The organism is Clostridium bornimense (genome assembly GCF_000577895.1).
GTDB classification, from domain to species: domain Bacteria; phylum Bacillota; class Clostridia; order Clostridiales; family Clostridiaceae; genus Clostridium_AN; species Clostridium_AN bornimense.
In genome coordinates this window covers 215,883-231,152 of sequence record NZ_HG917868.1, presented here as the reverse complement: position 1 = coordinate 231,152, position 15,270 = coordinate 215,883, and the positions used below count along the sequence as shown (strand labels likewise).

The following is a 15,270-nucleotide window of genomic DNA, read 5'->3' as shown; positions in this document are numbered from 1 at the left end:
GTAACATAACTTCACCAAGTTACATTACTTTTTTTATTATTTTCTATAATATTCACTTATTCTCCCTAAATATCTCCTTTATATCTTCAACGGAAAGTTTCTTTAATAAATCACCCTCACCAAGCTCACCACTAATAACATTTTCTATAAGAAGCCTCTTATTTTCTTGCAACTGAATAATTTTTTCCTCTATAGTATCTTTTGCTATAAGCTTAATAACTTCTACAACATTTCTCTGTCCTATTCTATGAGCTCTATCAGTAGCTTGGTCCTCTACTGCTGGATTCCACCATGGGTCAAAATGTATAACTGTAGATGCCGAAGTTAGGTTTAACCCTGTTCCCCCTGCCTTAAGTGATATTAAAAATACTTTTATAGATTCCTCATTGTTAAACTCTTCTACTCTTTTTATTCTCTGCTTTGCAGCGACACTACCGTCTAAATGAAGATATTTTATATTTGCACCTTCTAACTCTTCTTTTAATTTATCTAATATAGATGTAAATTGTGAAAATAACAGTATCTTTCCATCTCTTTCTTTTATTAATTTTAATGCTGCTTTTACTTTTCCACTACCGCCTTCATAATCTTCTATAATAATAGATGGATCTAAACATATTTGTCTAAGCTTAGTTAGATATGAAAAAATCTCTATCTTGTTATCACCATAATTTTGTAATGTCGATAATACATCTTTCATATAATCCTTATAAACCTTACTTTGCTTTGCTGTCATATCTACAAAGACTTTCTTTTCTATTTTATCTGGTAATTCTGTTATTACATCTTTTTTAGTTCTTCTTAATATAAATGGGTTTATAAGCAATTTTAAAGTTTCTACATCATTATTAAAAATAAATTTCTTTTTAAATACTTCCTTAGAAAATAAATATCCTGGCATAATAAAATCAAAAATACTCCAAAGTTCCATTAAATTATTTTCTATTGGAGTCCCTGTCAGTACAAATCTATTTTTACTATTTATAGCTTTCACTATTTTCGTACTTTCTGCATCAGGATTTTTTATATTTTGTCCTTCATCTAATATACAATATCCAAACTCTATATCTTTATAAAGTTCAATATCTCTTTTTAAAGTTCCATAAGAAGTAAGTAGCGCATCATATTCTTGTATATTCTTTATAATTTCTTTTCTTTTTGCTCCATGAACGACAGCTACCTTAAGGCCTTCTGCAAATTTTTCTAGTTCACTTTTCCAATTATATATAAGAGATGTAGGCGCAACAATTATAAATTTTTCTCCCTTTTCTGATAATATAAATGCTATAGTCTGAATAGTTTTTCCAAGCCCCATTTCATCAGAAAGAATTCCTCCAAGACCAAGCTTACTTAGACCTTTAAACCACCTAAAACCTTCTACTTGATAATTTCTTAGATTGCCCTTAAAACCTTGTGGTACTTCTATTTCCTCACTTAATATTTCTTCTGCTCTATGTAAATTTTCTTTTCCTTTTATCATAGGAAGGTTAGTAACAGCTTCACTAATATAAATTTCCTTATCTTCATCAACAATTATCTCATTGCTGCCAACACTTATCCCTAGTCCTCCTAATAAATTAAAGAAATCTTTAACTCCTTTATCTCTAAAGTTTATAAATCCACCATTGTTACTTTTATAAAATTCTTTTCCCTCTTTATAAGCTTCATAAGCAGAAAATATTTCATCATTATTCATGCCGTCAATGCTATAGTAAAAAATATATTTATCATCATCCTTTACTATTTCTCCATTAATATTGCAATAATTATATACTCCATTTTCCTTAAAAGCTTTTCCTAAGATTACCTTGCCCAATTTATGTATACCTTCATTTTTTGACGATAATATATCAAATAACACTTCATCATCACCAATAAACTCTAGTCTTTCTCCTTTTCTTACAAAACCAATACCACAAATTTTTATCAGTAATGTTTCTTCTTTTTTCTTTTCTCTTATAACATCATTGCTATCTACTAAAATATTTATTCTCTTATTTCCGTAATAAATATTTACCGTACAATATATCTTATTCTCTTCTTTGTATAAGAAGAATTCTGGTTTATAATACTCTGATGCAAACTCTCGTACTGATTCTTTTATAATTATATTAGAAGAAATTTTACTAAGATTATCTAATATTTCATTATACGATTTTATAGTTTTAGGATATATCTTTTCATCATTATAAGTATCTATATAGTTATCTATTTGATCTTTAGGTGGCAAATAAATTTCATTATTAAAAAAGTACACATCATTCTTTTCTGTAAGGGAAATAGGCATCTTTTTATGGGTGGTAACTATAAGATTTTTTTCATCATCTTTTATTGTAAAGGACAATGGTAATGGTTTATTTATTATCTTTGTATTAATTTCTAAATATTCATAAGTAAACTTTATTTTTTTATCTATATTTACCTCTAAAAAGTCTCTTAAATTTTTATCTTTTATTACAATTTTGTCTTTTCCTAAATAAGTTCTTATCTCATATAAAATCTTGTCATTACTTACTTTCCTTAGGATTCTCAAGATAGTATTATCTTTATTAACCTTTTTTGAAGGATTCACTCCTGTCTTTTTCTTCATTGCTACCAAAAATTTCTCTGTTGTGGCTACTAAGTGACTACAAATAAAAAAGTTATTTCCCCTAGACAGTCTTTTAAAATTATCACAACCACAACTAGCTTTATCTATATTTCCATTAACTAAATTAATTTTCATATATGTATTAAATTCTTTTATTCTATTTTCACTTTCTACTACACCGTAAAGAGCATAAAAAGTTTCAAATCTTTTACCTTTTATACTTTTCACTAGTCCCTTTTTGTAAAGCTCCTTGCCACCGCTTCTCACAATTGGAGATACCTTTTTTATAATAATATCTTCAAAATCCTCTATCCTCACTTATCTCACCTCTCATCGTTAAAAACTATTAGAATTATAACATATATAAATTTTTTACCAATAACTAATTTGAATTAATATACAAATTATAAATATATCAAGCTATTATTTATACTACACAATAAAAAAAGCTGCGCACTTTCATGCAACAGCTATTTTTTACATTCCACTCCATCTTAGATAAAACAAAAATAATGGATCTAAAATCTCTAAATTAATTCCATCATAACTGATTACTTGATATAATGGATCTTCTACTTTTAGCATTTCTACTATCTTAGCAAGAGTTGCTTCTATTTCTGACTTTATAGTTTTTTTGTCATCTATTATTATACTATCAACTCTTAAAAATAATTCATCTACCGTCATAATCATCTTTGGAGGATTTAATGCTATAGCATTTATTACCAATTCATTACTATTTAGATATTTTCCACCACTAACCATATATGTCTCTCTAGTATTTAATCTTGATCTAATTCCTTCCCTAAGAGCTTTTATTACATCTTTATAGTCAAAATTCAAAGTAGTTATTTTATATGCTTTTTCTAATAACTTATCTCCTATATCTTCATTTTTTATATTACTATTAGCTATAAGAAAATATAGATTTAAACAAATACTTTGCATAAGTTGTGGTGATGTTAAACTTTCAGTAGCCATATTACTGATATTCTTTCGCGATATATTCATGTCTAACTTTTTATATCCATTTATAGCTATCCATTGAAGCTCTTTTTCTTTCCATGGTTCAACATTTATAAGTATTAGTCTTCCTATTAAGTCTACATTTTTTCTTATTGCCTCATCTGTCAATAATGGTAAAGATATAACTATGACTTTTAATTCTTTATTTAAAGCATATTTTAGTTGCTTTGCTATGTTCAACTGAGTAGCCTTAGATGCATAATGAAAATCATCCAATAATAAAACTAAATTATTTTTATTAAAGTAATTTATAATTTTATCTTTATTCCATTCTTCTAATGTAAAGTTTAACTTTTTTAAAATCACTTTCCACAGATTATTATCTTCATCAAAGTCTATTCCAGATATCTCTATTAATCTATTGTTTTCTACCACCTTTTCGCATAATAATGTTTTTCCTGATTTTGATGGTCCCACTATAGATATCAAGCATCCAGATACCTTTAGATCTTGTTCTAACTTATCCTCATAAGTTTCTTCTATACAAGGTGCATGTCTACATACATAAGTATATCTTGAAAAACATCCTGGTTTAAATACATTCTCAGCGGATACCTCTCCCATTATCATTCTCCTACTTTATAGTATTTTAAAATATTTTTAAGTATATTTAAAAATATTTGTTTTTCTACATATATTTATTCTTCACAATTAACTTTTAACACATATTTTGTTATAATTATATATAATTGTTAAATTATTTTAAACATTTATCAATATTGTAATAACAACTTTTTCAAGGAGGATTCTTTATGTTAAAAAACAATAAGAAAAAATCTGGATATACATTAATGGAATTGATAATAGTACTTTCAATTATAGCTCTTCTGGCTGCCATTGCTATTCCTAAATATTCTAAGATGACTATGGAAGCAAAAAAATCTACAGACAAAATGAATGCTAAATTGATACATAATAATGTCTCTATTTTATTAGCTGATAGTACTTCTGGATTCTCCGAAGCAATAAGTTATAACACTTATATTAAAATCACCGATTCCGGTCATTCTATCGCTGAGCAAAAAATTGCCTCTACATTTCAAAATGTCCCAAAAGCTAAAGCTATTCCTGGAGATTTTTTTGCCTATATAAAAACCGATGAATCTGTTGAGATATATGTAGAAAAAAACACTGGAAATTATATCGCTGTATATCCAAAAGGTGAGGATCTTTATAACTAACTACCAGCTAATATCAAACTTATTTTTAGAATTCCTACAAGGAAGCTTGAATTGAAAAAACTTTAAGTATTTTCCGTTTTTAGTCATAGTGTCAGCTACTATATGCAATATATATCCAGTAGTAAATCCTATTGTAAAATACATATTGCCCATCAAATATACACTATAACAAAATAGCATAGTACCAAACCACTTATGAGTAAACATTCTATGTGGCGATAATTTCCCTAATATCGTCACTACCGCAAATATCAATACTGCTAGAGTTTTTGGATCATTAGCATCTAACCCCCCAATAAACCTTTCTAAATCTAAAGTTATACCTAAACAATATAATATTGCTAATACCACTATAAGTATTACAAATAACTTATTAAATATTTGTGCTGCCTTAGATTTATGGCTATCTATATCCGGAATATATGAACCTATTATTCCACCTATAACTATAGGAATGAAATTCGTTACACTACTACCACTGCAAATAAGACCTATTCCAGTGGCAACTGTAGCTGTAGTTCCTATTAATACATGTTGCCGTCCTTTCACTTTACATCCCCCTTTCATAATTTTGTATTATGTAATTTCTAATTATATCTTTTTAATGTACTTTACTATGCAAAATATATTTTTCTATATACTTATATCATAAAACATTCTATAGACACATAGTATCCACTAAAAATTCATATTCCCTATTTATACTAATGAATAAATAAAATATAGCGAGGTAACATATGAGAAAAATTAAAATCATTTCAATTTTAATTTCAATTATAATGGTTCTTATTGGAGTTATATCACTTATATATAATGATTCCAATAGTGAAACCTCAAATAAAAATATTTTTTCTGCCATGCCGTCTGGTGAATATAAAATAGAAGGTATAGATACATTAAATCAGTTTCCCGAAATGCCTACTGGTTGCGAAATAACATCTACTACAATGTTATTAAATTGGTATGGAGTTAATGTGGATAAAGAAGAATTGGGTGAATCTATCGAAAAAGCCGATGTACCTTCATATGTAGATGGTACTCTACAAGGGGCAAGCCCTAATGAATATTTTATAGGAGATCCTTTTTCTAGCGATGGCTATGGTGTATATCATAAACCTATTGCAAATTTAATTGACCAGTATACTGATGGAAAAAGTAAAGATATTACCGGATGCTCTTTTAATAAACTGCTTCGTACTGTTGCAAATGGATATCCTGTAGTAACTTGGGTAACTATAAATATGAAAGAATCCTCTGTTGGTTCTTATTGGACTAATGGTGATGAAACTATAGAATGGATTATTCCAGAACATGCTGTGCTTTTAGTGGGATTTAATGAAAATGAAGTTATTATTAATGACCCATACACAGGAACTGAATACACTGTGGATAAAGATATATTTGAAAATAGATGGATCAGTTTAGGTAGACAAGCTGTTACTATTTCAGATTAAAAAATTCTGCAAACAGCATTATATAACAAATGTATAGGCATCTATTCATAGCGCCTATACATTTATCTTTTATTTATAATCATCTAAATCCAAAGATTCCTCGATTAATTGTTCTTTGAAATGACGTACTTTCTTCTGTACCATTTATCTTCGCTGTTAACTTAATATTTAGCTTATCATTATTTTTAACTTTTCTATTAACATAACGTCTATATACATTGGTTGATCCTGTACCTACTGCAACTTCTACATTTCCATTACATTCAAATTCAATAGAATACTCAACTTCTGGTGCTGTAATTACACAATAATTATAATTAAATTCCAAAAATCCATTAACATACTCATCTAATACAATAGCAATTGGTTGTTCCTGTTGTGATCTTAATAATGCTATTGTACCATCACTATTTTTAACTATTCTAGGATAAGTTACTTGTTCTACATTAACTTCTGTGGGATTCTCAACTTTACTATCAACTATAGTGTTTTTGTTTTCATTATCTACAGTAACATTGCTAACTTCCACAGTATTTTCCTCTATATCTTCGGTATCTTCATTATTATTTACAGGTTCCTCAGTTATTTCTTCATCTTCTTCTGTATTCGTACACTCTTCTTCCTCTTCAATGTCAACATCATCTTCTACATCTTCTTCAACATGTTCTATATCTTCTTCATCTTGGTATTCTGTATCTTCCTCTTCATCTGCTAAAGTAACATTCTTTACTTCCTTATCTAGTTCTTCATCAGCTGCATCATCTTCAGCTTTAACAATGGATTGTATTTTACTAATTAATAAATCTTCACAATTACCACTAACAAACCCCGTCAATGTATATACTATAGTAATCACAATCGATATAATTGATATTATTTTAATAACAACTAATCCTTTTCTATCATTCATATCAAAACTCTCATCCTTCAACTTTACTGTAAACTATAAAATTATCAAAACTATTCTGTAATATAATTTCTATTATACTTTATTTTTCCTATTTTATCAATTTAAGTCGAATTTTTGCACATTTAAAAACAGTATATTCTTTCAATTACTATAATATAAAATTTAATTAAACCCTTTTTAAAAATGTCAGCTTCTCTCCTAATATGAATATATAAAGAGTGAAAGGAGTGATGAACATGGCAACAACAGTTCAAACAAATAAAAATATTCAATTATCTTTTTTAACAACAGATGAAAATGGTAAGGAGTCTACAACTAAGGTTACATTACCAAATCTTAAGGTAGATGCAAACTTAGACGACGTTGCAGCTGTAGTAGATAGTTATGCTGAACTAAAAGAAGGTTCACTATCAAAAGCAGCAATTATTGATGAAAGCTTACTTGTTAAATAGAAAGGGGGATCTTATAAATGAAGTCATTAGTAATGAAATTTATAACAGAGACTGGTTCAAAGGTTTCTATCAATGTACCTAAGGTTAAAGAAAATCTTGATGAAACTAAAGTAAAAGAAGTAATGAACTTAATTAAAGAAAAGGCAGTATTCACTTTCAAAGGTGGCGATATTATCGCTCTTGATAGTGCACAAATAACTGAAACAAATACAACTGAGATAACATTATAAAGAAAGCTCCAGGGAACTAATTGTTCTCTGGAGTTTTTATATATTTAAAATTGTTATCTAAAAAATATATCGGAAACTCTTATAATTTAAAAAGTTATTTAAGAGAACAAATTAATCAAAAAACTACATTATTAAATAATCAAAAGTTCAATTAATATGAAGTAACATAATAAAATATTGTGTCTTTTGTATTACATTCCTCATAGTTAAGATAAAAGCAAAAACACCTTTTAAAGAAGGATATTTAGAATCTAAATTTACATTCCTCATAGTTAAGATAAAAGGTGGATTGGAGTAAGATTGGTATTAACATAGTAAAATTTACATTCCTCATAGTTAAGATAAAAGTTTATAATTTAATATTCTTCCCGGCCTCTGATACTAGATTTACATTCCTCATAGTTAAGATAAAAGACCAATCTTCTTTATAAGATACATTAACCTCTGTATCATTTACATTCCTCATAGTTAAGATAAAAGTAGAAGATTGCATTAGAGAATATTACAAAAAACACTAATTTACATTCCTCATAGTTAAGATAAAAGAAGTACAATGTAGGATTTGAAGATATTGATTTTTAGATTTACATTCCTCATAGTTAAGATAAAAGGATAGATAAAGAATTTAATTACATAGAATTACAAACCATTTACATTCCTCATAGTTAAGATAAAAGGCAAGTTCACAAAGTTTCTTATATACATCTTCATCTAATTTACATTCCTCATAGTTAAGATAAAAGCATTACTAAAGCAGATTTAATAATTCTCGATGATCTATTTACATTCCTCATAGTTAAGATAAAAGGCTTAACTAGATCACAAGCTTATGATGTGTTAGGTGAATTTACATTCCTCATAGTTAAGATAAAAGTAGTTACAACAAGCCAACTCAAAAGAGTATGGATTTATTTACATTCCTCATAGTTAAGATAAAAGGCAAAAAACAGGGTATAGATACTAAGTTTATAGTAATATTTACATTCCTCATAGTTAAGATAAAAGTAACTGGTGGCGGCTATTTTTATTCTTCTTATGTGTAATTTACATTCCTCATAGTTAAGATAAAAGAGAGTAATACAACACCTAACAACAATAATTATGATGAATTTACATTCCTCATAGTTAAGATAAAAGAAAACTTCTTTAGGTTCTGATGTTGCATATGCAACTAATTTACATTCCTCATAGTTAAGATAAAAGATGATGATGGCACAGCTACTTTTACATGTTTATGTTTATTTACATTCCTCATAGTTAAGATAAAAGTTGTTCTGTCTTATCAACCCATTTGTAGTTATTCTTAATTTACATTCCTCATAGTTAAGATAAAAGGTTAACAGTTATGATAAAGTTTGTTATAGCTGTTTTATTTACATTCCTCATAGTTAAGATAAAAGCTTATCGAGAGATAGGTAAAGAAACAAATTTATTGGCATTTACATTCCTCATAGTTAAGATAAAAGGAATAATATCAGACCTTAAAGAACAGTATGCCAACCAATTTACATTCCTCATAGTTAAGATAAAAGCATAATACAATTATTCCTAACAACTGGCTCTTTTTTCTATTTACATTCCTCATAGTTAAGATAAAAGAATGACTTTTAGATAAGTTTCTCGCTGTATTATAGTATTTACATTCCTCATAGTTAAGATAAAAGACGCTCTTTTTTATCTTCAATAGATGTTAAATCAAATTTACATTCCTCATAGTTAAGATAAAAGCGTGGGGACCCCCCACCCCACAACATAAAAAAAAAGAGATTTACATTCCTCATAGTTAAGATAAAAGACAAGACCTTCATATTCAACTTTTTCTACATCATTTATATTTACATTCCTCATAGTTAAGATAAAAGTAAAATGTATCTTCCTACTGATACAGATTTACCCGCATTTACATTCCTCATAGTTAAGATAAAAGAAACAGAAACAGATGAAGAGAAGTTTTTAGAATACTTATTTACATTCCTCATAGTTAAGATAAAAGCAAGTTTTTTTAGTATACTAGAAAACACTTTAGTATTATTTACATTCCTCATAGTTAAGATAAAAGTCAATTGGATACTATAAGTAATTTCTTTTATTTACCATTTACATTCCTCATAGTTAAGATAAAAGCCTTGACATTAAAAATTAAAACGTGTTATAATCTCGTATTTACATTCCTCATAGTTAAGATAAAAGTTATGGAAAAATCTATAATAAAAGTTAAATTAGACTAATTTACATTCCTCATAGTTAAGATAAAAGAAAAAATCTTATGCATGAATTGCCAAGTGATAGAGAGATTTACATTCCTCATAGTTAAGATAAAAGGAAGAACAACGTTCCAAAGCAAGAAGAACAAGTGGAAATTTACATTCCTCATAGTTAAGATAAAAGGTGATGGCACTTATAGTTATTCTATGCAAACTTATGAATTTACATTCCTCATAGTTAAGATAAAAGTTGGCATAGCCGCCTTTACACCATTTCCAATACCTGGATTTACATTCCTCATAGTTAAGATAAAAGTTTTTTATTTTATAATTAACTCATGAATATTAACACAATTTACATTCCTCATAGTTAAGATAAAAGTTTCAAAATAGCACCCTGTACGTCTTTTCCGTTCTTAATTTACATTCCTCATAGTTAAGATAAAAGATTAGCAACTGACATATTGATGCCGAGTGCTTTTAAATTTACATTCCTCATAGTTAAGATAAAAGCTGCCGGTGAAAGTTGATTAAACCAGTTAACAACTTATTTACATTCCTCATAGTTAAGATAAAAGAGTACAACGACATAATGGGTGTTTGGGTAATTTGATATTTACATTCCTCATAGTTAAGATAAAAGAATAGTAGAAAAAACAATCATTGCTACAAACGAAACCATATTTACATTCCTCATAGTTAAGATAAAAGTAGTGGTTCGACTACAGGAGATGCCGAATTAATAGAATTTACATTCCTCATAGTTAAGATAAAAGCTCACACTTTATCAATAGATTCCACTGAAACTTACAAATTTACATTCCTCATAGTTAAGATAAAAGGGTAATAACTACGCAGGACATCAATACAGCTCTAGATTTACATTCCTCATAGTTAAGATAAAAGTATTTTTGATAAACGGTTACAAATACCTGTTTACAAATTTACATTCCTCATAGTTAAGATAAAAGCTGGAAACACTTGTTATAATCCAATCAAACTAGTTGGATTTACATTCCTCATAGTTAAGATAAAAGGATAATCTATATAGCCTTCTAAACCCTAGTAAATCAATTTACATTCCTCATAGTTAAGATAAAAGTCTATCTAGTAAATTATTTATAGATATGCTTATAACATTTACATTCCTCATAGTTAAGATAAAAGTAATAAATACAAAATAGAGAAAGGTGAGATGTAAAAATTTACATTCCTCATAGTTAAGATAAAAGATAAGAACAATAAAATAATAAGTATAGAAACAGATAAATTTACATTCCTCATAGTTAAGATAAAAGAAGTTAAGAAGGTTTTTAAGTTAGGAGTGTTTTAAAATTTACATTCCTCATAGTTAAGATAAAAGGTATTTTGAATCTGTATATAGCAAAAGTGTTGGTGAATTTACATTCCTCATAGTTAAGATAAAAGGATTAAAAGTTTGTCTAATAGAAGAACAACCATTTTTATTTACATTCCTCATAGTTAAGATAAAAGCAAACGATTTTACTAATGCATATAAAACCATTTTAGAATTTACATTCCTCATAGTTAAGATAAAAGCATGGGATACAGCCTTAGGAATATTAATTCTATTTAATTTACATTCCTCATAGTTAAGATAAAAGTATGACAAGTAAATATACAAAAGTACTTACTGAAAAATTTACATTCCTCATAGTTAAGATAAAAGGTAAAGGGGTCGTGAAACACGAGGGGTTAAAAATCAAATTTACATTCCTCATAGTTAAGATAAAAGTGGTTCGTTTGATTATTCTGTGTCTTTTTCGTACTTATTTACATTCCTCATAGTTAAGATAAAAGTGATTCAATAGTTAAAGTTGCGCTTGGTGTTTCTCTATTTACATTCCTCATAGTTAAGATAAAAGAAAGTATTACAATGTATGATATTATATAAGTGTTAATATTTACATTCCTCATAGTTAAGATAAAAGTAGCCACACCATAAAATTTATAAGTATCTCTTGTAGAAATTTACATTCCTCATAGTTAAGATAAAAGAATGAGTTGTCTTCAGTACCTTGAATTGCTTCATATATTTACATTCCTCATAGTTAAGATAAAAGACTGTTGTCTATATTGCCTATTACATCAGCACTATAATTTACATTCCTCATAGTTAAGATAAAAGGATATTATGGAGAATATCAATATGGTTTTACTATAGAATTTACATTCCTCATAGTTAAGATAAAAGACCTAAACATACCAAAGTTCCATAAGCATTTCCCAAATTTACATTCCTCATAGTTAAGATAAAAGAATGGAATATATTACGGAATATATAAAAAAGATTGTAATTTACATTCCTCATAGTTAAGATAAAAGTAAAGATACAATAAAAACAGGATATATTGATGCCACATTTACATTCCTCATAGTTAAGATAAAAGAAAGACAATAAGAACTATAGTAACAATGCTACTAGAATTTACATTCCTCATAGTTAAGATAAAAGCCGTAGCATTATTATCTATTTGAGATTGTATATCCTCATTTACATTCCTCATAGTTAAGATAAAAGGCAGTAATTAATTATGAACAACAAGGCATACTTACAATTTACATTCCTCATAGTTAAGATAAAAGTTAAAGTTTCAATAGAATAGTGTGGTTTCAAATTAAGATTTACATTCCTCATAGTTAAGATAAAAGGTAATATTGATCTCATATTCATACCCTCCAATTTGTATTTACATTCCTCATAGTTAAGATAAAAGGCGATTAATTTTACAAAGAATGATAGAAACACAGTAATATTTACATTCCTCATAGTTAAGATAAAAGTGTTTGTATAGTTTGTATATTGTATTTGTATACAATATTTACATTCCTCATAGTTAAGATAAAAGAATCTCTTCTGGTACATCATCTTTATATTTATCTAAATTTACATTCCTCATAGTTAAGATAAAAGAGGTAATCCTGGAGCAGGGAAATCTCATTTATCTATATTTACATTCCTCATAGTTAAGATAAAAGCATAGAATAATCATATACAAGCCTAAAAGGTAAATAAAATTTACATTCCTCATAGTTAAGATAAAAGTTGTATAACTTCTTCTAATCTCATTAGCACCTAAACGATTTACATTCCTCATAGTTAAGATAAAAGAATAAAAATAAATATCTACGCATTTTGAACTAATATATTTACATTCCTCATAGTTAAGATAAAAGTCTTATCTTACGACTTATAAATTTATTTTCTTTAATATTTACATTCCTCATAGTTAAGATAAAAGCCCAATTTAGTGCTTGCTATAAAGCCAGTATTATCAATACTTTACGTAATTCTATTATATCAATAAAATATATTTTTTGCAGTAAATCGGTAATAAGTTTTTTGTAATTACTTACTATTACCTCTTAAGTCGCTGGTATTACTGACTTAGAATTAATTTTATTAAAAACTACATTTACTGCAAAATCATAAAAATAATTCGTCATAATTTTTTTCTTTCCCTACTACTTGTTTATTTATATTATGTATATTCCCAACCATATAAACATATAATGAATCATCATTTTTATCTAAACTTTTATTAACTTCAGCTAAACATTTATGTAACTTTGCCTCAGTAATCTGACCTTCAAATACAGAATTTTGTGTCCATGTTAAATATTTTTTTAATGTTTTTCTTACTCTATTTACCCTTTTTTCTCCTACATCATAAGTTAATATAACAAACATTTTTACCACCACGCTTTCAATGGTTTATATATATCATCACCAATTAGCATCTTAATAATTTTATAACATTCTAATCTTATCAACGATTTATATGAAACTTTTCTATTTAACGTTCTATGCTTTATAGTAGTAGATAACTTATTTTCATATTCTTTTATAAATTTTTTCTTACCCATTTCATTAAGGTAGCAAATATCTCCTTCATAAACAAAATCAGTTTTCTTTATTATTTTTTTATTTATCAATGAAAATATAATTGAATCTATTATTAACGGTTTAAATATTTCTGCTATATCTAAACTTAATGAGAATCTCTTTGTAGATGGTTCATGTAAATAGCTAATTGTTGGATCTAAAGGTGTTTTATATATTTCACCTAAAACTGTTGTATACATAAGACTATTTCCAAAGGATATAAGTGCATTAATAGGATCTTTAGGTGGTCTTTTTTCTCTCTTTTCAAAATAAAATTCTTCTTTAATAAACTTATTAAATGATTCATAGTAATTTTTTCTTGCTCTTCCCTCTGCCCCCATAACTTCTTGTATAGTCTTTGCTTCAAGCATCAATACTCTTTCCGCTTCAATTGACTTTATATATTCCTCCGTTTTATACCTATGCCTTCTTATATTTCTTAACATATGATGTATAGCAGAGTCAATAAAAGACTTTGCAAAATATAACCTATATTCATCTTTATCATATGCCCTAACCTGATCCACTATTAACATTCCAGATACATTTTTCTTTTTAGAATAGTAACTGCCACTATAAAATCCATAATAATTATAGATACTAATTAAAATGCTATATCTAGAAATGTAATTTAGAAATTTTGTATTAAAATCAACCTCTCCAAATAAATGTAAACGTTCTATATCTTCAATTGGAATTGCCTTTTTATTGCCTTCAACATCTAAAAAATAAATAGTATTATCTTTTCTTTTTAATCTACCATTACTAAAAATATAATAATCCCTCGCCATTACTCTTCCTCCTTTATATAACAAAATTCATAATATGCACACTTTTTACAGTATGGTAATTTCACAATCTTAGGAGGTTTCTTTTCTAGCAACAATCTTTTAATTTCTAATAGAATTTTTTCTATTTCTATCTCATCATTTTTAGTTAAATAAACTTTTTCAACCTTTTTCTCCTTAACATAATTTAAAGTACCTGATTTATTTATGCCTAATTGCTTTAAATAATATAGATAATATAATAACTGCATCCTATCACTTTTTTTCATTTTACTTGATATCTTAACTTCTTTTATATTGTCATCTTCAAGTACATCTATTTTTATCATATCATCTATTAATTTCTCTTTACTTGGAAACTTATTATATGAATTTTCATGTACTATTTTCCCATGTAGTACCCTATCACTATTCTCTTCCATACATATTCCTTTATCAAACAGCCATAACTTTCTTTTGCATATGAAATAGTAATTAAACTTTATACCTTGTACCTTAAAATCATCAAAATTAATTTTCAATTTTATC

Annotated in this window: 11 protein-coding genes and 1 CRISPR repeat array; of the genes, 4 read left to right on the top strand and 7 right to left on the bottom strand. The window is 27.1% G+C overall.

Annotated elements, in window-relative coordinates; all coding sequences use genetic code 11:
* Positions 1–52 precede the first annotated feature (52 nt).
* Both CM240_RS01080 and CM240_RS01075 read right to left on the bottom strand, forming a co-directional pair.
* On the bottom strand, positions 53–2,908 hold the full coding sequence (locus CM240_RS01080; RefSeq protein WP_044035853.1) for a DEAD/DEAH box helicase: 2,856 nt from the start codon (positions 2,906–2,908) through the stop codon (positions 53–55).
* A gap of 159 nt (positions 2,909–3,067) precedes the next feature.
* Complete coding sequence (locus tag CM240_RS01075; RefSeq protein WP_044035852.1) at positions 3,068–4,180, bottom strand: P-loop NTPase family protein; 1,113 nt, start codon at positions 4,178–4,180, stop codon at positions 3,068–3,070.
* Between the two features lie 188 nt (positions 4,181–4,368).
* Between CM240_RS01075 and CM240_RS16660 the strand changes: the two genes are divergently transcribed.
* On the top strand, positions 4,369–4,797 hold the full coding sequence (locus CM240_RS16660) for a type II secretion system protein (RefSeq protein WP_051483620.1): 429 nt from the start codon (positions 4,369–4,371) through the stop codon (positions 4,795–4,797).
* Here CM240_RS16660 and CM240_RS01065 read toward each other — a convergent pair whose 3' ends face one another.
* A complete protein-coding gene (locus tag CM240_RS01065; RefSeq protein WP_044035851.1) occupies positions 4,798–5,346 on the bottom strand; it encodes a metal-dependent hydrolase in 549 nt (182 codons plus the stop codon).
* 188 nt (positions 5,347–5,534) lie between these two features.
* Here CM240_RS01065 and CM240_RS01060 point away from each other — a divergent pair, with 188 nt between their 5' ends.
* Entirely contained in the window at positions 5,535–6,251 is a 717-nt protein-coding gene (locus CM240_RS01060; RefSeq protein WP_051483619.1) for a C39 family peptidase, read from the top strand.
* 79 nt (positions 6,252–6,330) lie between these two features.
* Here CM240_RS01060 and CM240_RS16655 read toward each other — a convergent pair whose 3' ends face one another.
* The gene (locus CM240_RS16655; protein ID WP_051483618.1) at positions 6,331–7,161 is read right to left on the bottom strand and encodes a hypothetical protein; all 831 of its coding nucleotides are present in this window, start codon (positions 7,159–7,161) and stop codon (positions 6,331–6,333) included.
* A 236-nt stretch (positions 7,162–7,397) separates the two neighbouring features.
* Here CM240_RS16655 and CM240_RS01050 point away from each other — a divergent pair, with 236 nt between their 5' ends.
* Positions 7,398–7,613 carry a DUF1659 domain-containing protein gene (locus CM240_RS01050; RefSeq protein ID WP_044035850.1) on the top strand — a complete coding sequence of 72 codons (216 nt, stop codon included), beginning with the start codon at positions 7,398–7,400 and terminating at the stop codon, positions 7,611–7,613.
* 17 nt (positions 7,614–7,630) lie between these two features.
* Positions 7,631–7,843 carry a DUF2922 domain-containing protein gene (locus tag CM240_RS01045; protein ID WP_044035849.1) on the top strand — a complete coding sequence of 71 codons (213 nt, stop codon included), beginning with the start codon at positions 7,631–7,633 and terminating at the stop codon, positions 7,841–7,843.
* A gap of 189 nt (positions 7,844–8,032) precedes the next feature.
* A CRISPR array of direct repeats spans positions 8,033–13,310; the repeat unit is 29 nt; unit sequence ATTTACATTCCTCATAGTTAAGATAAAAG.
* 185 nt (positions 13,311–13,495) lie between these two features.
* On the opposite strand, the gene cas2 is transcribed toward CM240_RS01045, so the two are convergent.
* From cas2 to cas4, 3 genes are read right to left on the bottom strand one after another with little or no spacing between them, the layout of a single operon-like run.
* The gene (cas2, locus tag CM240_RS01040; protein WP_044035848.1) at positions 13,496–13,759 is read right to left on the bottom strand and encodes a CRISPR-associated endonuclease Cas2; all 264 of its coding nucleotides are present in this window, start codon (positions 13,757–13,759) and stop codon (positions 13,496–13,498) included.
* A gap of 2 nt (positions 13,760–13,761) precedes the next feature.
* Positions 13,762–14,745 carry a type I-B CRISPR-associated endonuclease Cas1b gene (gene cas1b, locus CM240_RS01035; RefSeq protein WP_044035847.1) on the bottom strand — a complete coding sequence of 328 codons (984 nt, stop codon included), beginning with the start codon at positions 14,743–14,745 and terminating at the stop codon, positions 13,762–13,764.
* A complete protein-coding gene (gene cas4, locus CM240_RS01030) occupies positions 14,745–15,263 on the bottom strand; it encodes a CRISPR-associated protein Cas4 (protein WP_044035846.1) in 519 nt (172 codons plus the stop codon). Before cas4 ends, cas1b begins: the two co-directional genes overlap by 1 nt.
* Positions 15,264–15,270: the final 7 nt, after the last annotated feature.